Origin of the sequence: Peribacillus sp. S4, assembly GCF_046715815.1 — a bacterium.
Classification (GTDB): domain Bacteria; phylum Bacillota; class Bacilli; order Bacillales; family DSM-1321; genus Peribacillus; species Peribacillus frigoritolerans.
On record NZ_CP175708.1, the window covers coordinates 5541582 to 5562646 of the forward strand.

The window sequence follows — 21065 nt, forward strand, 5'->3', positions numbered from 1 at the left end:
AAAAGATAATTTTTCCATTACAGTCAATCATGGTAAGATAAGGGGAAAAGGAGTTGAAGGAAAAGTGAAAAATGAAATCATTGAAAGATTCACTTCTTATGTGAAAGTGGATACCCAATCGAATGAGGAAAATCCCTCATGCCCTTCTACACCCGGACAGCTGACCTTGGCAAATGCATTGGTCAAGGAACTTCAATCCATTGGGATGAAGGATGTGACAATTGATGGGAACGGCTATGTCATGGCAACCTTGCCAGCCAATTCAAATAAGGATGTTCCGACAATCGGTTTCTTGGCCCATGTCGATACAGCAACGGATTTCACCGGAAAAGATGTAAAACCGCAAATCGTCGACAACTATGATGGCAAAGATCTTACTTTACATGAAAAATTGGATGTCATTCTTTCACCTGATGATTTTCCTTCGCTTAAGAACTATATAGGGCATACCTTGATTACGACGGATGGGACAACCCTGTTGGGAGCAGATAATAAGGCTGGAATTGCCGAAATCATGACTGCCATGGATTATTTGATTCAGCATCCGGAAATCAAGCATGGAAAAATCCGTGTTGCTTTTACCCCCGATGAGGAAATCGGCAGGGGACCCCATAAGTTTGATGTAGATGCTTTTGGTGCCCAATTTGCCTACACCGTGGACGGCGGCCCGCTTGGGGAACTTGAATATGAGAGCTTCAATGCAGCATCGGCCAAAATCCTGATCAAAGGGACGAATATTCATCCTGGAACGGCTAAAGGAAAAATGGTGAATTCGGCAAAAATCGCCATGGAATTCCATAATAAGCTCCCAGCGGCAGAAGCACCGGAATATACGGAGGGTTACGAAGGATTTTATCACCTGCTTTCCTTTCATGGTGATGTGGAAGAGACCAAGCTTTCTTACATCATCAGGGATTTCGACCGCCAAAGATTCAATGAACGCAAGGAATATATAACAAAAGTGATCGAAGATTTAAAAGAAAAATATGGGCAAAACCGAATCCAGCTCGAATTACACGACCAATACTTCAACATGAAGGAAAAAATTGAGCCTGTGAAGGAAATCGTGGATATCGCCCATGAAGCAATGGAGAAACTCGATATAAAACCGAAAATCTCGCCAATACGCGGTGGTACGGACGGATCTCAATTATCGTATATGGGCCTGCCAACACCCAACATCTTTACGGGCGGGGAGAACTTTCATGGAAAATATGAGTTTATTTCCGTTGATAATATGATATTGTCCACTAAAGTGATCGTTGGCATTGCATCACTTTTTGAAGAAAAAGCAAAGTAGCTTGATACGAAATATCTATTGAAATAAACCCCCAGACTTCAAGTCTGGGGGTTTTCAATAGATATTAAGCGCGTTTCCAGTGACGGTGCTTGGCAATTGCCTCGATAAAGGCAGAAACGCTATTTTGATCCGTAACAGCTACAATGCCTGAAGCTGGATCATTGGAAATGATGCCTGCCTTCGATAAGATCATGGCCCCTTCTTTTCCCGCACCAATCGCTTTGAAATGATTGTAGGCTTCACCAACAAAGTAAATGGGTTCCTTGGATGCCATTAAAGCATCGACACTCCCCTGCCCCCCTGCCACATATACAGCATCGAAAAGTACCGAATCGGCTGTCAGGAATGTCTGATTCACCTCGACCTGCTGTCCTTCAGAACTTGTAACCACTCCACGATTATGACTGATGAATTCAGCCGTTATACCTGCCGATTTAAATGATTCCAAGACTTGATTAACCTCTGAACCGTTGAAACCATCTGCAGCCAAGATTGCCACTTTTCTAGTTGCGGCCGTGTTCACTTTCATTTGCTCCTGGCTTAAAGCCGGAGAAGCCAAGTCCATTTGATCCTCAATTTTGTTGGCTGGAGGATTCACGCCCACTCCCATGGCGATCGTTTTGGCCAGTTCAACATCCACATTGCTGAACATCTCGACAATTTGCTGCTGAACATCCTTACTTTTCACTTTTCCCACTTCAAAGTGGAAAGCCTGAATAATATGCTCCTTCTCCACTTCCGTCATGCTATTCCAAAATAGTTTAGCCTGGCTGTAATGATCCTTGAAGCTTTCACTGCGCTGCCGGACCTTCCTGCCATCGACCTTCTCCTGGTAATGTGCATAGCCGCCTTCCCCTTCCGAAGCAGGTTCAGGAGAGTTGCCTGCAAGGGAGTTTTTGTGGTAGCTGACCGGCCCTGGATTTATTGACATCCGGTGCATGCCATCGCGCTGATTATTATGAACGGGGGCAACCGTCCTATTAATCGGTAGCTCATGGAAGTTCGGTCCTCCCAATCTGGATAGCTGGGTATCCGTGTATGAGAATAAACGTCCCTGAAGCAGCGGATCATTTGAAAAATCAATACCCGGTACAACATGCCCCGGATGGAAAGCTATCTGTTCCGTCTCTGCAAAAAAGTTATCCGTATTTTGGTTCAAAACCATTTTTCCGATTATTTTAACCGGGATTTGTTCTTCCGGCCATAGTTTAGTAGGATCAAGGATATCAAAGTCGAATTTGAATTCATCTTCCTCCTTAATCATTTGGACGCCAAATTCAAATTCAGGATAATTCCCGGTATCTATCGCTTTCCACAGATCTTGGCGGTGAAAATCAGGATTCTTCCCTGCAATTTTCTGTGCCTCATCCCAGACAAGGGATTTTACTCCCAGTACAGGCTTCCAATGGAATTTAACAAAATGGGCCACGCCTTTTTCATTTACAAAACGGAATGTATGGACACCAAACCCTTCCATCATCCGGAAACTTCTCGGTATGGCCCTATCAGATAGGTGCCACATGACCATATGTGCCGTTTCTTCATTGTTTGCGACGAAATCCCAAAACGTATCATGGGCAGATGCCGCCTGAGGTATTTCGTTATGAGGCTCCGGTTTAACCGCATGAATTAAATCCGGGAACTTAATGGCATCCTGGATAAAAAATACCGGAATATTATTTCCGACCAAATCATAGTTTCCTTCCTCCGTATAGAACTTTGTGGAAAATCCCCTTACATCACGGACCGAGTCTGCCGATCCGCGGGAACCTGCCACCGTGGAGTAACGAACGAATACTGGTGTCTTGACTGAAGGGTCTTGAAGAAACTTGGCTTTTGTATATTCGGTCATCGGTTCATATACCTGAAAATATCCATGTGCTCCAGATCCACGCGCATGGACAATCCTCTCAGGAATACGCTCATGGTCAAAATGAGTCATTTTTTCACGAAAATGAAAATCCTCCATCAAAGTTGGACCACGGGTTCCCGCTTTCAAAGAATGCTCATCTTCAGAAACACGCAAACCTTGGTTAGTCGTCATCTTTTTCCCATTATCGTCCACTCGATATTGATCCAGCTGCCGCTGCTTACTTTGCCCATTGATTCTTCCGCTTTCATTTGCTTTCGTCATCCCACTCAATCCCTCCATGTCTAAGAATTCAGATTAAATCGCGTTGTTTATTGTCTACAGGATTGTTGACTTCGACTCCAGGCACTCGCTTTCCGCGGGCGGTCCGTGAGCCTCCTCGGCGCCTTTGCGCCTGCGGGGTCTCCCCTGGACTCGCTTTTCCCGCAGGAGTCCTGCACCTTACGTTCCAATCAACTTTGTTTTAAAATTAGATAAACCCCTTTTTTCTACAAACAGATGTATTTATTGTTTCGAAATAATTGCATTATCCTTCCTCATATACCACTCTGTTTTGACGGTTAAACAGAATTTGGAGAAAGAATCTTAACCTCCTCATAAACAAAAAAACTACTAATTCAGTGAGGACCGATCATTTCGGGGGAGGGCGAATTATCTGTGTGTAGGTCGAATTTTCCCCCGGTGGTCGAAAAGTTCCTGTCCCAAGCCATAAAAAAGAAGCGGGAAGACCGATTTTCGGTCTTCCCGCTTCCTTCATTCGACATCTTTAGTTCTTAAAGGCCTCTGAAACCTTCAAAAGTTTGCCTTTCACTTTCGTATTTTTCATCACTTTCAAGACAAGCGGTCCCTTTTCATTCAATATTTCTACATAAGAAACATTATCCTGGATCGTAATGATCCCGATGTCCTCTGCATTCACTCCATCAATCTTAGCGATGGTTCCGACAAAATCCACAGCCCTGAGTTTCTTTTTCTTGCCGCCATTAAAATACAGCTTCATGATTTGTTTATTCAATTGTTCACTTTTATCTTTTTTGATTTTTGGACGGGCTTCCAGTTTGGCTTCGAATTCCGTTTTGTTATTGGAAACTTCCTCTTTAGATGGAGCAGTCATCTTAGGGATTTCAAAACCGATATATCCTTGGATCTCGGTAAGGAATTTGTCTTCGTACGGCGTCATAAAAGTAACGGCCTTTCCTTTTTTACCGGCACGGCCCGTTCTTCCTGTTCGATGTACGTAACTTTCCTTTTCCAATGGCAGGTCATAGTTAATTACATGGGTTATATTGTCGATGTCAATTCCACGGGCAGCAACATCTGTTGCAACCAAATAGCGGAATTCACCTCTTCTGAATTCATTCATCACTGCAAGGCGATCTTCCTGAAGCATGCCGCCGTGAATCATGTCACACGGATATTCCAGTTCCAGCAGCTGTTCACATACTTGGTCCACCCTATCTTTCGTCCGGCAGAAAATGATGCAGCTATCGGGGTTTTCCATGATGGTTACGTCTCTAAGCAGGGAAAACTTATCATCTTCTTTCACTTCAATAAGGGCATGTTCAATTTTCTCCGTCGTTAAACCCTTTGCTTTGATTTCAATATCCAAAGGATCTTTCATATATTGCTTGCATAGTTTTTTTATACTCTCAGGTAACGTAGCAGAGAACAGCATGGTTACTCGATCTTTCGGAAGCTCCTTAATAATGGCTTCCACTTGTTCGATGAAGCCCATATTCAGCATTTCATCCGCTTCATCAATAACTAAATGAGTTAAGCGTTCCAAGGCGAATGTCCCTTTCTCGATATGATCCAGAACACGACCCGGGGTTCCGACGACTACATGGCTTTTTTGTTTCAATTCCGCTTTTTGCAGTGCGAATGGATGTTTTCCATAAACTGCAGTAGCCTTTATCCTCTTAAATCTGCCAATATTCGTAATATCCTCTTTTACCTGTACAGCGAGCTCACGTGTCGGTGTTAAAATAAGCGCCTGAGGCTTATTTTCTTCCCAATCGACCATTTCGCAGATCGGTATGCCGAATGAAGCGGTCTTGCCGCTTCCTGTTTGCGATTTAACGACAAGATCCCGCTTTTTCAGCGCCACTGGAATCACTTCGCGCTGTACTTCGGTTGGATGTTGATATCCCAAGCTTTCTAATGCCCTAACAATTTCATCGCTTAATGTATAGTCAGTAAAACTCAATTCATTCATATAACAGCCTCTTTTGTTGTTTAGTATGTTGCTTTATTGTTCCCATAATCGTAATTTCCTTATACAGAGTTCTATTATACGCGATATGCACCAATAAACCTTGTAATATCCAAATTCAATAGTTCTATTTCAATATAATGAACCGTCCGTCTTCATTGAAACAATGTCTTCAGGGCCCACATGATTGGAGTTAATCAAAATGGACCCTGCTTCTTTCAATATGCTAAAATATGTATGAAATTGCGGAAATAAAGGGTGTATATTCCAAACCGATGGCCAAAAGGAGGACTCAAAATGATAATCGTAACGAATAGAATCAGAGTCAAAAAAGGGATGGGTGCAGTCATGGCCCCAGGATTTACTGCACCAGGTCCACTTGATACGATGGAAGGCTTCGTAAAAGTTGAAGTATTATTAACGCAGAATTTGACGGATCACGATGAGCTTAGCGTTAATATGTACTGGGAAAACCTTGATAACTTTACGGCTTGGAGAAATAGCGATGCATTCAAAGCTGCACATAAACGGCCTGAACCAGGTTCCGGAGAAGCAAAAAAAGAATCTCCAATTCTAGGCAGCGAGCTTACAACGTATGAAGTCGCCTCGGTAAAGGAAATAGCTAAATAATGAAATCACACAAAAAAGAGGCCGCAAAATTTGCGTCCTCTTTTTGTTTATTAATGAATTTACTTAGCTTCGGCTTTTTTGATTTGTTTACTTCTAAGCTGACCGCAAGCCGCATCAATATCCGTTCCATGTTCTTGGCGGATTTTACAATTGATGCCTCTCTTTTTCAGCGTATCATAAAACGAGAGAACGGACTCTTTGTCACTTCTTTGGTATTGGCTATGCTCATCTACAGGATTATATGGGATCAGGTTGACATAGAGACGATGTTTTTTGTCATCAAGAAGATCGGCAAGTTGCTCGGCTTCTTCTTTATGGTCATTGACATCTTTCAATAGGATATATTCGATCGTAATTCTCCTATTCGTTTTCTCTAAATAATAATCAAGAGATTTCATCAATTTTTCTATTGGGATGCCTCGGTTTATCTTCATGATTTGTGTCCTGAGCTCATTATTCGGCGCATGCAATGAGATGGCCAGATTCACCTGTAATTGAGTATCGGTGAATTCATAGATCTTATGGGCAAGACCGCTTGTCGAAACAGTAATGCGCCTGCCCGCGATAGCAAGACCCTTATGGTCCATGAGCACTTTCAAAAAGTCTAACATATTTTCGAAGTTATCGAACGGTTCGCCAATACCCATTACAACAACATGGCTTACAACATCACCTTTTTCCAATTTATCAAGATGCAGTTGAACGTTCATGATTTGTTCCACTATCTCCCCGCTGGATAAATCACGGCTTTTGGCCAATAACCCACTGGCACAGAAACTGCAGCCAATATTACAGCCCACTTGGGTGGTGACACAAACCGAAATTCCGTATTTATGTCTCATCATAACCGTTTCGATAAGGTTGCCATCTTGTAATTTAAACAGAAACTTGATCGTGCCATCCGCTGCTTCTTGCTTGACGTGCTCAGTCAAAGTCTGGATGACAAAGTGCTCTTCAAGTAATTTTATGCACTCTTTATTAACATCCGTCATTTCAGAGAAACTCGTCACACGTGTTCTATAAAGCCACTCCCAGACTTGGGAAGCTCTGAATTTTTTATGGCCATGGTCCGAAAGCCACGCTGTCAATTGTTCGAATGTTAAACCATAAATGGACTCTTTATTCATTCGTTACCCTCTTTTCATTACATTAAGATTTAATACTTTAACCCATTACATTAAGGGGAACTCCCCCGGAATCAGTCTCTATCATTTATGATATGGTTCATTTCTATTTATCCGAAAAGCCCGATATATTTGCTCCACAAGAACCAATTTCATTAATTGATGCGGAAAGGTCATTTTCGAGAAGGAAAGGGCATAATCGCTTCTTGATAACACCTCGGTGCCAAGTCCAAGCGACCCGCCAATAATAAAGGCAATTTTACTCTTTCCATACGTGGCGAGCTGATCCATATGAGTGGCCAGCTGTTCTGAGGTAAGCTGTTTTCCATTGATCTCAAGCGTTATTACGTAGGTGTCCGGGCTGACTTTGGCCAGGATTCGTTCACCCTCCTTTTGCTTTACAATGTCCATGTCCGCTGTACTCAGGTTCTCCGGAGCCTTTTCATCCAGTACTTCCACAAGTTCTATATTAGCATAGGAGCTTAACCTTTTTGTATATTCAGCAATTCCTTGCTTTAAGTATTTTTCCTTTAGCTTGCCAACAGTAATAATCGTTATTTTCATATATATCCTCTAGCTTTCATTATGTTTTTACTATCAATTGTTGGATTTGCCTACCTATTATCATACCTTACAGTGACCTATAAGCAAAACAAGCATATCCTTTCCAATTTTTAATGCTTTTATAATAAAAACCGCTGCCCCTGAAAGCGGCAACGGTAACTTTCATTATTGAAGATATTCGGCTGGACTTAGTTCCAATCCGAACAATTATCTTGATTATTCATACTACCTAATGCTTGGATCTAAACGATTCCACCCGCCGCTTTAATCTTCGGAAAATGTTAAGAACAGGTTAAGAACAGGTTACAAACATGTTATCCACAAAAGTTATCCACATATCCACAAAATCTATCCACATCTTGTATGGGAATATTAGTTCCCTACTAGATATATTGCCACGTTTCGACAATATTCACAGGTTGTTGATAACTGATTTTCTTCGGGAACAAGCGTTAAAACAGGATAGGTTTCACATTCGTATACCACTTCATCCAGCGCCATGTCCACGTGTTCCTGACAGCAATATAATTTCATCTTTCATATCTCCTTTCCCATTCATTATTCCCGGTACTTCCATTCCCAATTATCCACAAGTCACTTGAGATCTTTAATTTCAGTATATATCCACAGGTAATCGTAACAAAAAATAAGAAAAGCGCAAGGAAATAGAAAGGACAGGAGGCATTTTCTGCCCCCTGTCCTTTTGTTCTTTAAATTTCGCTGCTTGAAAGCGTGACTTCCGTTGTTTCTTTCTTTCCGTCACGGTAATAAATGATTTTAACTTTATCACCGACTTGTTTTTCATTGTAAAGGTATTTTCTTAATTCCACGACATCATGGATTTTTTCATTATCCATTCCAACTACGACGTCAAATTCCTTCAATCCTGCTTTGGATGCTGGAGAGTTGCTTTGAACGCCTGTTATTGCAACGCCTGAAGTAACTTTCCTTGGCAGCTTTAATGTATTTTGTTGATGGTATTGGGAAATTTCTTCTACAGATGCCAGGTTAACACCCAAGAAAGCACGTTTCACTTCACCAAATTCCTCTATATCATTAATAATCGGGATTACTGAATCGATCGGAATGGAAAGACCGATTCCTTCCACTGCATTTTCTGCAATCTTCATCGAATTTATTCCGATGACCTGCCCTGACATATTAACGAGTGCCCCTCCGCTGTTACCTGGATTAATCGCCGCATCGGTCTGGATGACCTCCGCATTCCAATCCACTTGTCCGTCCTCGTTGATATCTACCTCTATCGTGCGCTCCAAACCGGAGATGATCCCTTGTGTGATCGACCCGGAGAATTGAAGGCCTAATGGATTGCCAATGGCAATGACGGGCTCACCAGGTTTCAATTTGCTAGAGTTTCCGAATTCAGCAATGGTTTTGACTTTTTCACCATTAACGACAATGACGGCTAAATCTGTCCATGGGTCACTGCCTTGTAGTTCAGCTGGCAATTTAGTGCCATCACTTAATGTCACTTCAAGTTCATTAGCTCCTTCAATGACGTGATTATTCGTGACGATATAGGCCTTGCCGCCATCTTTCTTGTAGACGACTCCAGATCCAGTGCCGGCTTCTGCCGAACTGTCCTCGGCGTTGCCCCCTTGACCCCAGAAGTTCGTTTCCTGAATGTTAGTGATGCCGACCACTGCATCGCTGGCTTTATCAACGGCATTGGTGACGGCACTTGTTACATCAAGAGTAAGGTTTTGCTGGGACTGCTCCGTGGTCCTTCTCTCCGTTGGTTTTTCCGTTGTACTTTCTTTTTCATCGTTATTTAACAGTCCGCTTCCCGGAAAGGCTAATAAAATAAGTAAGGCCCCGATGATGGCGCCCCCCAAGCCTGCTAGAAAATAGCTCGTATGGCTTTTTTTCCGTTTATTTTGGTTCTCATCATTCTGATCATAATAACCCAAGACCGCCCCATCCTCTCATTTTAGTAATGTATTATAGCAATTCTATTGTTTGGTATCCTCCCTCAATTATACTCATTTACCGAAATTTTTCTAAAAAAATGCATGCTTAATTTAAGGGGCAATATAAAATTGACTAGTATCAGCCCTTTTCCTTTTACCTATACAGTTCTAACCAAACGATACCCCTTTTAATCCGATTCGTAACTTACGAATCGAAATTTTTAAAAATAAAAAAGGAATGAACAAGGTATCCCTCATCCATTCCTTTCATTTATAATGTAACAAGTTCCGTTGGTCTTTTCGGGTCAGTATCATATAAGGAAAATTGTTCACCCACGATGATTCCCTTTGTCTTTAACGTCTGTTCCACCGACATTCTTGCTAGATCCTTCATATTGTTATCAAGGCTTAAGTGGGCCAAGTAAATCCGCTTGGTCTTATCACCGGCCACTTCGCTCATTGCAAGGGCAGCGTCTTCATTACAAACATGTCCGACATCACTTAAAATCCGGCGCTTGATGCTCCATGGATATTTTCCCATCCTCAGCATGGACACATCATGGTTACTTTCGAATACATAAGCATCGGCATTTGAGATGATTCCTTTCATCCGATCGCTTACGTACCCTGTATCGGTAATGACCACAAGTTTCTTATCTTCATGATGAAAGACGTAAAACATCGGCTCTGCCGCATCATGTGAAACGCCGAAAGATTCTATATCAAGGCTGCCGAACGTTTTGACCTGTTCCATTTCAAATGTAAATTTTTGTTCGGTTGCAATTTCACCGATCGATCGCTCCATGGCATTCCATGTTTTTGCATTCGCATATATCGGGAGTTTATGTTTTCTGGCAACCACGCCAAGACCTTTAATATGGTCGCTGTGTTCATGGGTAACAAGGATACCGGATAGCTTGGACATATCACGGCCTATATCCTGAAACAATGCTTCCAGGGCTTTACCGCTTAAGCCGGCATCGACGAGGAATGATTGATCCTCCGTTTCCACGAAAAAGGCATTTCCTGTACTCCCGCTTGCGAGAACACTAAAATGCATTGTCATCTATACTCACTCCAGTATTTTTTCTTCTGTATTCAATTCAATGACCTCTCCATCAAAAGCATTCACGAAGAGATCCGTTTCGTCATCAATGACCACCCACCATGTTGGCACAAGTAAATGTGACACAGATGTCGTCTGCAACGAATTGTAATATCCCAATTTTACATTCGTGACGTTACTTTTGGGATCAATATCACCATTCTGATATAATGCTCCGATAGCATTTACAGCAGATGTCAATACTTTAGGTTTATTGAATTTTTCGATCCCCTCTAAATACATTTGTTCATAGGAAACGACTTCACCCTTCTTGTTCAGATATAAAGTGACCTTCCCTTTACTATTATTATAAAACATCTTTTTATCTGCCACTTGATAGCAGGTGATGGTCTGGCTTATTTCATCATAGCTCCAAAAACGATATTCATTTCCTTTTAATATATACTCCTTCAGGAATATATCAAGGTCTGCAGCATTAATTTCCGCTTTCATGCCAACTGGTATCTTAAATGTACCCACAAGTTTCTTATCATCGATGATTTTTGCTTTTTGATTTTTCAGGTACTGTATATCTTTCTTCTCGAAAGTCTTGCTTTTGGCAATCAGGAATTGATCCGACTTTTGTTTCGGAAGTGGGGTTTCTATTGAAATCTCATCTTCTTTCAACAGTTCTTCCGTTGATGACTCCGTGAAACTTTCATACTGGGAGTCATTAATCTTTTCCAGGAATTGATAAAGAAGAAAAATATTCAAAACGAAGAAAACCATGATGAAAATCGACTTTGTATTATTCCAATCCACTTTGATCGCCTCCCGTATCTTCATCAAAAGGCACAATAAACCATTTATCGCCGATACGATAATACCAAGTGGGCTCGAGTGTAACTAGAGTTACAAGTTTGGAATCGAGGGATTTATTCAGTTTATAGCCAATCGAGATGTCCTCCACGCTTTTGAAATCGATATTATCTTTCGATTTCAGCTGATTAATTACTTCTTTACCGCTTTGTAAAGTCTTTGGCGATCCTTCTGACGGGAGGACTGAGTCAAGTGAAAAGTATGGGCGGTCATAGCTATAAATTTCTTCTTTCCCCCAAATTTGCTCGATTTCTGTCATTCCAGATTCATTGAAGGTCGGATAACCATTTACGAATAAGCGGAATACCACTCGTTGTTCATTATCCGACATATAGGCAAAGCGGTAATTGTTATTTTCCCAACCGGCATGATCATTGATGAAATCGATGCTTTTTTGCAAAAGGTCACTGGAACTGTCAAATAACTTGCTCTTTTGTGCCGGATTTATATAAGAAATTAAGTAATTCTCTTTATTGACCGTCATAAGTCTTGTTCCATCCGTATATTCCTCACCGACCGAAACCGATTCCTGGCGAACGAACTTCGGAAAACTAAATAACGCATTTTTCAAGTTTCCAATATCCAAATAGTCAATATAATATTCAAGTTTGTTGATTTCCACTGGGTTTTCCGGGACGAACAGCGTCCTTTTGCTGTTTATCGTTTCAGCAACGTATTCAGGATGCTTATCATAGGAACCCCTATAAAATGAATCCATGAAATTCCTTAGCTTTTTAGAATCGACCAAACCTTGATAAACCTCCTCTTGATCGTAGGAAACAAAATAAACGGCAGATTCATTACCGCTGATATCCTTTTGTTTAATGATGATTCGATCAAACGAAAATTCAGGCACTTCCTTATCCCTTATATTCAATACCGTTTTATAAAGAGAGATGGGGATATCATCGGAGAATTCGATTTCGATCGATCCATCTTCATGAACAAAATCGTCAAATTTCCTTTGCAGCCTTTTTACGGATACCTCTTTTAAACCGCTGAAACGCCATTGTAAAAATTCATTTTCCATTTCATTGATTTCTACCGGGCTGGAAGTCTGGAAATGCTGCCCATTGCCATGGAAAAGGATACTGACTGGTTTAATGACATCACTGACAATCTGGACATCGCTTTTAATCTTTATAAATTCCGACGATTGTTCAAATGGATCATACTCAGGCTCGTACGTCCAAATGCTCCATGTCAAAAATATGCTTGTCCCAACCAAAATAATCAGTATGATACTTTTTGCACGTTCAAAATTCATGACCAATCATCCTCTTCTTCCTGTTCGTAAGGAAGTGTAAAGAACACGGTAGTTCCTTTTCCATCCACACTTTCCGCCCATATTTTCCCGCCATGCGCCACGACCATCTCTTTTGCAATCGCTAAACCAAGCCCTGTCCCGCCTAAGTTACGGGCCCTTGCTTTATCCACACGGTAGAAGCGGTCGAAAATTTTATCAATGACGTTTTTCGGGATACCCACGCCTTGATCTGTAATGCTCACAATGATAAAGCCATCAGATGCCCTGACGCGGAAAGTCACTTGACCCCCTTCAGGTGAGTACTTTAATGAGTTGGAGATTACATTATAGAGAACCTGGGTAATTTTATCTTCATCAATATCCACAAAATAAGCTTCCTTCGGCAAATCACGCTTAAACGTGATGTCATCATTTTTCGACATTTCAAAACGATCGATGATGTGGTCATAGAATTTATTGAAATTCACCCAGCCGGTTTTAAGCCTGTAATCTTTACTGTCCATTTTCGAAAGCTGTAACAGATCATTAACAAGCCTGATCATTCGCTCCGTTTCATTTTGGGTCACACTTAAAAACGATGGAGCGATTTCCTCGTCCTTCCATGCCCCTTCAGCCAATGCTTCCAGGTAACTTCTCATCGTCGTTAGCGGAGTTCGCAGTTCATGTGATACATTGGCAACGAATTCCCTGCGTTCGCTCTCGATTTTTTCCTGCTCTGTTATATCATGCAAAACAGTGATCAAACCATTAACGAATCCCGTTTCTTTTTGAATGACCGAAAAATTCCCCCTCAAAATGAAAGGCCGGTTTTTTTTGCTGTAATCAAGGATAATGGACTCTCGCTCTTCCAATAAATCCTCAAATTTATATTCTTCTTCAAGACCCAAAACCTCAATGATCGGTTGGTTCATGACGGTTTCACTCGAGACATTCAATAATTGTGCCGCCGGTTCATTAATCAAGTTCACCCGACCGCGCCTGTCCGTTGAAATTACGCCATCCGTCATATTGGCAAGGACAGATGAAAGCTTACGCCGCTCTCCTTCTGTGCTTGATTGCGACTCTTGGAGTTTTTTGGTCAAATTATTGAAAGTGACGGCAAGCTGGCCAATTTCATCATCGCCATATACCCTGACTTTTCTGGAGAAATTCCCTTTTGCCATCACCAGGGCCTGTTTTCTCATATCAGACATGGGTCTGGTGATCGTTCGTGCGAGCAAGATCCCCAAGATGGCCGTAATGACCAAAGCGATGGCCGTACCCGTCATGAAGATGCTATTGATTTCATCCATCTGCTCAAAGACATTCTCCATCTCGGCTATTACATAGACGGCGCCAATGACCTCCCCATTTGCTTCAACGGGTGTCGAAAGGACCCAGAGCCTCCTGCCTGTTTTCTTATCGCGAAATACATCACTATCTTCTTTTCCAAAAGTGAGTGTATTCTTGATAAGGACCTCTGTCGTTTTCTTCCCTACAATATCCTGGTTACCTGGGGCTGAAGTTCCGATCACGCGTCTGCTGCGGGTGTCGATGACACGTACTTCCGAAATATCATTCGATGAATTATCCCGGTCTTTCAATATCGCATCAATCGCTTCTTCGAGGGTCGGATCTTCCTCTCCCCTCTCTTTTTCCATTTCCTCACCAATACTGTAGGTAAGCAGGTTAACGTGACCTTTTATTGATTTCGTAAAGTTCCCGACAAGATTTTCTTCCAATTCCCCAACAAAATATACCCCGATTATTTGCATCGCCACGAAAATGAGCAATACATAAATCAGAACAAATTTAAAATGAATTGAGCGAAAAAAACCAACCTTTTTCATAGAAACTACTCCTGTTCAGGGTTACGCAGGTAATAACCGACCCCTCTTCTAGTTACAATCCAGCCAGGATGGCTTGGATTGTCTTCAATCTTCTCACGAAGACGTCTGACCGTTACATCGACCGTCCGTACATCACCAAAATAATCATAGCCCCACACGGTTTGTAATAAGTGCTCCCTTGTCATGACCTGACCGATATGCTTCGCTAAGTAATGAAGCAACTCAAATTCACGATGCGTCAATTCTATCGTATCACCGCGCTTGGATACCACATAGGCATCCGGATGGATAGTGAGCGTGCCTATCGTAATTTCCTTCGGTTCATTTTCTTGATCGGGAACCGGAACAGCTTGCTGACGTCTAAGGTTCGCCTTAACGCGGGCAATTATTTCCCGGGTACTAAATGGCTTTGTCACATAGTCGTCTGCACCAAGCTCCAATCCTAACACCTTATCTATCTCCGAGTCTTTTGCCGTTAGCATGATGATCGGAGTTTCATACTTCTTCCTTACTTCCCTGCATACTTCCATCCCATCGCGCTGCGGCAGCATGATATCAAGTAAAATCAAATCAGGTTGCCGTTCTTCCACCATTTTGAGGGCTTCATTGCCATCATAAGCACAAAAAACTTCGTAGCCCTCTTTTTTTAGATTGAATTGTAATATATCAGCAATTGGCTTTTCGTCATCCACTACCAGAATCTTTTTATCCATGTACTTATCTCCTTTTTAATAACTGAACTGAATCTATTAAAAACCGTGTCCTTATCCGGGACCTTATTCACTTTTCCTTCTGCTTGCACAAAGCTTCGCAACCTAGTTTCAGCAAAGTTACATATATATACCCAATAAAAGGGGCTGAACACCGGAATGAAAGCAAATTGTCTCTATTCTACTTTATCATTTTATAGGCATTAAATCACCTTTTTCCTATTATTCTCATCTATTAATAAAGCAGAAGAAGTCTTCGAATAATTTTCGAAGACTTCCATCAATTACTGACTTATATAGTTTAGCGGATTAACGAGAGACCCGTTTTTATATATTTCAAAATGAAGGTGGACACCGGTCGAGTGACCTGTTGAACCCATCATGCCAATTTTCATGCCTTTTTCAATCTTTTGTCCCGCTTTTACATCTATTGAATCCAAATGGGCATACACTGTCTTATACCCATTATTATGATTGATCGTTATCTTATTTCCATATCCTCCAGAATTCCCGGCAGTTTCGATTATCCCATGATCTGCTGCCGTTATGGTCCTGGTGGCTGGCCTTGCAATATCGATACCTTTATGAAGTTTCCCCCAGCGCTGGCCCTGCTTACTGGAAATATAGCCCCCATCTGCAGGCCATGAATATGTACCGCTGCCCTGTGAAGGTATGACCTTGGTGCCTTTTTTGGTGATTTCCGTTTTAGCTTCTTCCGTGACTTCTTTTTTTACGATCGATTCACTGATTTTCTTTCCATTTGTTTCAGATACATTATAGGTGAACGCAAGAATCCCCTCATTTCCCATTTGTTCAGTAATGAGTTCACCCTTTGGAAGTTCGTCATCCTCCTTCACTTTCTTTTCAAAAGGAATTCTCTCTTCCTTTAATACTTCTCTTTCTACCACTACGTTCACATAGGGGGTACGCTGGGTCACATAGAGACGCTCGCCCTCTTTAACACCTTTGTCCTCATCCTGTCCCGGATTCAGCTCCAGCAGTTGATCCAGGTCCATATCATGGCTATTGGCAATGGCTTCAAGATCTTCATCTTCCTTAGCCTCATAGATCGTCGTTTCTTCCTTTCCTTCTTCTATCATGGAAAGGGTTTTATCGACACTCTTGATTTCGTCCGGATATACCATTGTCTCTTTAAACGTAACGGGAAGTGAAAATTCGATGTCCAGAATTCTGCTTCCTGGCTCTTTTAACGAATCGGCATCTTTTTCACTTTCTTTTTTATCTGATTCGTATTCAGCATATTCCTCTTCATTTACATATAATAAAGTGATTTTCTCCAGAACGTCCTCTGCATCTTCCTTTGACGCAACATAAGCGACCGCCTGGTTATCTATGTCGATTTCATACGCCTCGGCCTTCACATTCAACTGATCCTGAATTCCCTTAACAGCCTGATCCTCTTTAACATCCTCATCGAATACCTCTTCAGGTACGAACTTCAACTGTGTTTCCTTATCGAATGTAAAGTCAGGATAATCTTCCTGTGCTTCCTCTACCTTATCGGCTACGATGTTTTCGATTTCCGTTTCATCCGTCACACTGCCGACGAACTCATCATTAAGATAAACATGCTGTATGGTTGTAGTTTCCGATATCCCAGCAGCAGTTACCCGATTGCCCGCAAGCACCAAAATGACGGAAACCATCAACAGGATGATCCCCTTGCCTTTTGAGCTAAACATATATTGTCCTCCTTAACGGCTCAGTCACCAATTAAGAAACTAATCAAATTTATTTGAGATTTATTAGTCCAATTTAAATATCCAGATGCTTATGACTGATTTCTATAATGATTTTTATCACTCATAACTCTACCATATTAAGAAAAAAAACAAGAAACAGACTTCATAATGTAATAGAACTGTATAAATGGTGACAACATGTACCAATAGATATGGTAATGGGGACAGTTCAATAAACTGCGGAAAAAGGAGTGGGCCTAAGCCCACCAAGGGTAAAAGCGAGTTATATTCCGAATTGGCCGAAAATGGTATGTTACAAATCGTTAACAATCTATTAACAAGATTTCATTCATAATCCTCTGGATGCATAACAAAAAAACGCCCTAAAGGAAAGGCGTTTATACAAGGATGGCTCAGGACGGAATCGAACCGCCGACACAAGGATTTTCAGTCCTTTGCTCTACCGACTGAGCTACTGAGCCAAATATTCTATTTTAGAATAAAAATAAAATGGCGGTCCCGACGGGAATCGAACCCGCGATCTCCTGCGTGACAGGCAGGCATGTTAACCGCTACACCACGGGACCAGTAAAGCATATATATAAAGAAGTGACCCATACGGGATTCGAACCCGTGTTACCGCCGTGAAAGGGCGGTGTCTTAACCGCTTGACCAATGGGCCGAAAAAAATGGTGAGCCATGAAGGATTCGAACCTTCGACCCTCTGATTAAAAGTCAGATGCTCTACCAACTGAGCTAATGGCTCGTTCTAATGAAATGTTTCTTTGCTGGATGTTAACTTCCCATCTGCAGCTTGTTAATGGCTTGTTCTATTGTGACGACGCTTTTGATAATATCATGGTTCTTATAGTTTAGGCAATAGTTTTTTGAAATAAAATTATTTTTTTCTTATCTTTTTTATTTTCCCTATAGTTTTTATCCACATTCACTCGGTATCCCGGACCTCCCGAACGTGACATATAATGCATCGATCTTAAAAATGAAAGAAGAGCCGGCAAAAAAAGCCAGCTCCTTTTTCATGAATTACGCTAGACGCCAAGGGCTTCTCACGACATTTGTTTGGTTACGGTCAGGACCGACAGAGAAAGTGGTCAAAGGAATGCCTACCAATTGAGATACGCGCTCTACATAGTGGCGAGCGTTCTCTGGAAGCTCATCCAATGATTTGCAGCCTGTGATGTCTTCTGACCAGCCTGGCAGCTCTTCATAGACTGGTTTACATTCGCCAATCGCTTTCAAAGTCGCTGGTACCTCATGAATGATTTCGCCTTTGTATTCATAGGCCACACAAATTTTGACCGTATCAAGACCTGATAATACGTCAATCGAGTTCAATGATAAATCGGTAATCCCGCTGACACGGCGAGCATGGCGAACGACAACAGCGTCAAACCAGCCTACACGGCGCGGTCTGCCTGTAGTTGTTCCATATTCACGGCCAATTTCCCGGATTTGGTTACCGACTTCATCATGCAATTCTGTAGGGAAAGGACCATCGCCCACGCGGCTTGTGTATGCTTTACATACTCCAACCACATGGTTGATCTTCGTAGGACCTACACCCGAACCGATTGTAACTCCACCTGCAACCGGGTTGGAAGAAGTGACGAATGGGTATGTTCCTTGATCGATATCAAGCATGACACCTTGTGCCCCTTCGAATAATACCCGTTTTCCTTCATCAAGTGCGTCATTCAATACAACGGATGTATCACAAACATATTTCTGCACTTGTTGTCCGTACTCATAGTATTCTTCCAAGATATCTTCAATTTTGAAACCTTCCGTTTCATAGAAGCGTTCGAACATACGGTTTTTTTCGACAAGATTTTGAGACAATTTCTCCTCGAAAATTTCACGGTCCAAAAGGTCTGCCATGCGGATTCCGTTACGAGCAGCTTTGTCCATATATGCAGGGCCGATTCCCTTTTTAGTCGTTCCAATTTTGTTGGCGCCTTTACGGTCTTCTTCGACTTCATCCAATTTGATATGGTAAGGAAGAATGACATGTGCACGATTCGAGATACGAAGATTATCCGTACTCACCCCATGGCTATGTAAATAAGCAAGCTCCTCTACAAGAGCTTTTGGATCAACTACCATACCGTTTCCAATGACACAAATCTTATCACTATAAAAAATCCCTGACGGAATTAAATGCAGTTTATAGGTAACGCCGTTAAATTTAATTGTATGCCCTGCATTATTCCCACCTTGATAACGAGCGATGGCTTCCGCATTCTGGGATAGAAAATCTGTTATTTTACCTTTACCTTCGTCTCCCCATTGTGTACCGACTACTACAACTGATGACATCTGAATAAAGCACCTCCAAAGGTTCACGTAATACCGATCATTAACCGGTTCTTATCAAACAAACCTATTTTATCAATAATCCAAACTGGAAGTCAATACAAAATCCGAACAATACACTTTTTAAAAAATTCTTTGTTCGTAAATATGAGAAATTTCTTTCCGGTTTTTTTAGGATTGTCAAACATTATTGTACCCCCTGATTTCTTTTTCTATTATCATTAGGGCCTTTCTTTTTCCTGAAACAGAGAAAGCCCGCCATTGCATGAATGGCAGGCAGTCCCCTATGCGCCGGGAGACATCGAATCATCATCGAAGCGGCGTTCGAGATTGACGAATTTATTATATTCTTTTACGAATGCAAGCGAAACCGTGCCCACCGGACCATTACGCTGTTTCGCTATAATGATTTCAATGATATTTTTATTCTCGGATTCTTTATCATAATAATCATCACGGTATAAGAATGCGACGATATCAGCATCTTGCTCGATACTCCCGGATTCCCGGATATCAGACATCATCGGGCGCTTATCCTGACGCTGCTCAACACCCCGCGATAGCTGGGAAAGGGCGATGACGGGCACTTTAAGTTCCCGAGCCAGCGCTTTGAGTGAACGTGAAATCTCGGATACCTCTTGCTGACGGTTGTCGCCTGAACGGCCATCGCCTTGAATTAACTGCAGGTAATCGATCAATATCATGCCAAGGCCATGTTCCTGCTTCAAACGACGGCATTTTGAACGGATTTCACCAATCCTGACACCTGGCGTATCATCGATATAAATGCCGGCATTCGACAAGCTTCCCATCGCCATCGTCAGTTTACGCCAATCCTCATCAGTTAAGGAACCTGTCCGTAAATTCTGTGCGTTGATATTCCCTTCAGCACAGAGCATACGCATAACGAGCTGCTCTGCACCCATTTCAAGACTGAAAATCGCTACATTCTCCTCCGTTTTGGTCGCAACGTTTTGAGCGATGTTCAATGCAAAAGCGGTTTTACCAACCGAAGGGCGGGCACCAACTATGATGAGGTCATTACGTTGGAACCCCGCTGTCATTCGATCCAGTTCAGCAAACCCTGTCGGTATTCCCGTGACATCCCCTTTACGGGTAGTCAAAATTTCTATATTATCGTAAGTCGCAACCAATACATCCTTAATATTTTGAAAAGACCCGGAATTCTTACGCTGGGCCACTTCCATGATCGTTTTTTCTGCTTCACCGAGCAGCTCCTCGACCTCGTCCTCGCGACTGTAGCCTTCCTGAGCGATGTTCGTCGCAGTCCGGATCAAACGGCGCAGCAATGACTTCTCCTCGACGATGCGGGCATAATATTCAATATTGGCCGCGGTAGGCACCGATCCAGCCAATTCACTTAAATAAGAAACCCCGCCAACTTCTTCAAGGTTTTTTGTCGCAGCCAATTCCTCTGTCACCGTAATCAAATCGACAGCTTTTCCTTCGTCATTCAATTTAAGCATCACATTAAAGATCTTTTGATGAGAGCTTCTATAAAAATCTTCCGGAATCAAAACTTCCGATGTAACGGTCAATGAAGAGGGCTCAAGAAAAATGGCTCCTAGCACAGCCTGTTCGGCTTCTATATTTTGAGGTGGAATCCTATCCTGAAATTGTTCTATCATATCTTAAAACCTCCCATT

Annotated in this window: 16 protein-coding genes and 4 tRNA genes; 2 read left to right on the forward strand and 18 right to left on the reverse strand. The window is 42.0% G+C overall.

All coding sequences use genetic code 11. From position 1 onward, the window contains the following. Window positions 1-64: 64 nt before the first annotated feature. Window positions 65-1300: a peptidase T gene (gene pepT, locus ACJ9PY_RS26620; protein WP_098864490.1), complete on the forward strand. Its 1236-nt coding sequence runs from the start codon at window positions 65-67 to the stop codon at window positions 1298-1300. A gap of 64 nt (window positions 1301-1364) precedes the next feature. Here pepT and ACJ9PY_RS26625 read toward each other — a convergent pair whose 3' ends face one another. Beyond that, on the reverse strand, window positions 1365-3434 hold the full coding sequence (locus ACJ9PY_RS26625; protein WP_411739322.1) for a catalase: 2070 nt from the start codon (window positions 3432-3434) through the stop codon (window positions 1365-1367). 502 nt (window positions 3435-3936) lie between these two features. Beyond that, window positions 3937-5385 (reverse strand): DEAD/DEAH box helicase, encoded by a 1449-nt coding sequence (locus ACJ9PY_RS26630; protein WP_411739323.1) that lies wholly within the window; start codon window positions 5383-5385, stop codon window positions 3937-3939. 294 nt (window positions 5386-5679) lie between these two features. Here ACJ9PY_RS26630 and ACJ9PY_RS26635 point away from each other — a divergent pair, with 294 nt between their 5' ends. Beyond that, the gene (locus ACJ9PY_RS26635) at window positions 5680-6012 is read left to right on the forward strand and encodes a heme oxygenase (protein WP_057278265.1); all 333 of its coding nucleotides are present in this window, start codon (window positions 5680-5682) and stop codon (window positions 6010-6012) included. Window positions 6013-6071: 59 nt separating this feature from the next. Here ACJ9PY_RS26635 and rlmN read toward each other — a convergent pair whose 3' ends face one another. From rlmN to dnaB, 16 genes are all read right to left on the reverse strand, one after another. After that, window positions 6072-7139, reverse strand: coding sequence for a 23S rRNA (adenine(2503)-C(2))-methyltransferase RlmN (gene rlmN / locus ACJ9PY_RS26640; protein WP_095678798.1), 1068 nt, complete (start codon window positions 7137-7139; stop codon window positions 6072-6074). A gap of 81 nt (window positions 7140-7220) precedes the next feature. After that, window positions 7221-7700: a 23S rRNA (pseudouridine(1915)-N(3))-methyltransferase RlmH gene (gene rlmH, locus ACJ9PY_RS26645; protein ID WP_411739324.1), complete on the reverse strand. Its 480-nt coding sequence runs from the start codon at window positions 7698-7700 to the stop codon at window positions 7221-7223. A gap of 372 nt (window positions 7701-8072) precedes the next feature. Next, window positions 8073-8234 carry a CxxH/CxxC protein gene (locus ACJ9PY_RS26650; RefSeq protein ID WP_065310847.1) on the reverse strand — a complete coding sequence of 54 codons (162 nt, stop codon included), beginning with the start codon at window positions 8232-8234 and terminating at the stop codon, window positions 8073-8075. 176 nt (window positions 8235-8410) lie between these two features. Further along, the gene (locus ACJ9PY_RS26655) at window positions 8411-9631 is read right to left on the reverse strand and encodes a S1C family serine protease (RefSeq protein WP_187050312.1); all 1221 of its coding nucleotides are present in this window, start codon (window positions 9629-9631) and stop codon (window positions 8411-8413) included. 271 nt (window positions 9632-9902) lie between these two features. Continuing rightward, complete coding sequence (locus ACJ9PY_RS26660; RefSeq protein WP_034316123.1) at window positions 9903-10697, reverse strand: MBL fold metallo-hydrolase; 795 nt, start codon at window positions 10695-10697, stop codon at window positions 9903-9905. A gap of 6 nt (window positions 10698-10703) precedes the next feature. Then, window positions 10704-11498 (reverse strand): two-component system regulatory protein YycI, encoded by a 795-nt coding sequence (locus tag ACJ9PY_RS26665; RefSeq protein WP_328134341.1) that lies wholly within the window; start codon window positions 11496-11498, stop codon window positions 10704-10706. Further along, the gene (locus ACJ9PY_RS26670) at window positions 11485-12822 is read right to left on the reverse strand and encodes a YycH family regulatory protein (RefSeq protein ID WP_411739325.1); all 1338 of its coding nucleotides are present in this window, start codon (window positions 12820-12822) and stop codon (window positions 11485-11487) included. The genes ACJ9PY_RS26665 and ACJ9PY_RS26670 overlap by 14 nt, the downstream gene beginning before the upstream one ends. Beyond that, window positions 12819-14651 carry a cell wall metabolism sensor histidine kinase WalK gene (gene walK / locus ACJ9PY_RS26675; protein WP_048685611.1) on the reverse strand — a complete coding sequence of 611 codons (1833 nt, stop codon included), beginning with the start codon at window positions 14649-14651 and terminating at the stop codon, window positions 12819-12821. Before walK ends, ACJ9PY_RS26670 begins: the two co-directional genes overlap by 4 nt. A gap of 5 nt (window positions 14652-14656) precedes the next feature. Continuing rightward, window positions 14657-15364, reverse strand: a complete 708-nt coding sequence (gene yycF / locus ACJ9PY_RS26680; protein ID WP_034316131.1) for a response regulator YycF — start codon at window positions 15362-15364, stop codon at window positions 14657-14659. Between the two features lie 281 nt (window positions 15365-15645). Beyond that, entirely contained in the window at window positions 15646-17064 is a 1419-nt protein-coding gene (locus tag ACJ9PY_RS26685) for a peptidoglycan DD-metalloendopeptidase family protein (RefSeq protein ID WP_411739326.1), read from the reverse strand. Between the two features lie 409 nt (window positions 17065-17473). Continuing rightward, window positions 17474-17546 (reverse strand) — tRNA-Phe (locus ACJ9PY_RS26690). A gap of 29 nt (window positions 17547-17575) precedes the next feature. Further along, window positions 17576-17651: transfer RNA gene (locus ACJ9PY_RS26695), tRNA-Asp, on the reverse strand. A gap of 23 nt (window positions 17652-17674) precedes the next feature. Continuing rightward, window positions 17675-17746 (reverse strand) — tRNA-Glu (locus ACJ9PY_RS26700). A gap of 8 nt (window positions 17747-17754) precedes the next feature. Continuing rightward, window positions 17755-17830 (reverse strand) — tRNA-Lys (locus ACJ9PY_RS26705). 278 nt (window positions 17831-18108) lie between these two features. Further along, the gene (locus ACJ9PY_RS26710; protein ID WP_034316136.1) at window positions 18109-19401 is read right to left on the reverse strand and encodes an adenylosuccinate synthase; all 1293 of its coding nucleotides are present in this window, start codon (window positions 19399-19401) and stop codon (window positions 18109-18111) included. Between the two features lie 281 nt (window positions 19402-19682). Then, window positions 19683-21047 (reverse strand): replicative DNA helicase, encoded by a 1365-nt coding sequence (gene dnaB, locus ACJ9PY_RS26715; protein WP_034316139.1) that lies wholly within the window; start codon window positions 21045-21047, stop codon window positions 19683-19685. Between the last annotated feature and the right edge of the window lie 18 nt (window positions 21048-21065).

Bases quoted from the DNA above. Each gene is read 5' to 3' on its own strand.
- yycF (WP_034316131.1), bottom strand. From the start codon at position 15,364: ATGGATAAAAAGATTCTGGTAGTGGATGACGAAAAGCCAATTGCTGAT.
- ACJ9PY_RS26630 (WP_411739323.1), bottom strand. From the start codon at position 5,385: ATGAATGAATTGAGTTTTACTGACTATACATTAAGCGATGAAATTGTT.
- ACJ9PY_RS26625 (WP_411739322.1), bottom strand. From the start codon at position 3,434: ATGACGAAAGCAAATGAAAGCGGAAGAATCAATGGGCAAAGTAAGCAG.
- rlmN (WP_095678798.1), bottom strand. From the start codon at position 7,139: ATGAATAAAGAGTCCATTTATGGTTTAACATTCGAACAATTGACAGCG.
- ACJ9PY_RS26685 (WP_411739326.1), bottom strand. From the start codon at position 17,064: ATGTTTAGCTCAAAAGGCAAGGGGATCATCCTGTTGATGGTTTCCGTC.
- walK (WP_048685611.1), bottom strand. From the start codon at position 14,651: ATGAAAAAGGTTGGTTTTTTTCGCTCAATTCATTTTAAATTTGTTCTG.
- ACJ9PY_RS26635 (WP_057278265.1), top strand. From the start codon at position 5,680: ATGATAATCGTAACGAATAGAATCAGAGTCAAAAAAGGGATGGGTGCA.
- ACJ9PY_RS26650 (WP_065310847.1), bottom strand. From the start codon at position 8,234: ATGAAATTATATTGCTGTCAGGAACACGTGGACATGGCGCTGGATGAA.
- ACJ9PY_RS26710 (WP_034316136.1), bottom strand. From the start codon at position 19,401: ATGTCATCAGTTGTAGTAGTCGGTACACAATGGGGAGACGAAGGTAAA.
- ACJ9PY_RS26670 (WP_411739325.1), bottom strand. From the start codon at position 12,822: ATGAATTTTGAACGTGCAAAAAGTATCATACTGATTATTTTGGTTGGG.
- dnaB (WP_034316139.1), bottom strand. From the start codon at position 21,047: ATGATAGAACAATTTCAGGATAGGATTCCACCTCAAAATATAGAAGCC.
- ACJ9PY_RS26660 (WP_034316123.1), bottom strand. From the start codon at position 10,697: ATGACAATGCATTTTAGTGTTCTCGCAAGCGGGAGTACAGGAAATGCC.
- rlmH (WP_411739324.1), bottom strand. From the start codon at position 7,700: ATGAAAATAACGATTATTACTGTTGGCAAGCTAAAGGAAAAATACTTA.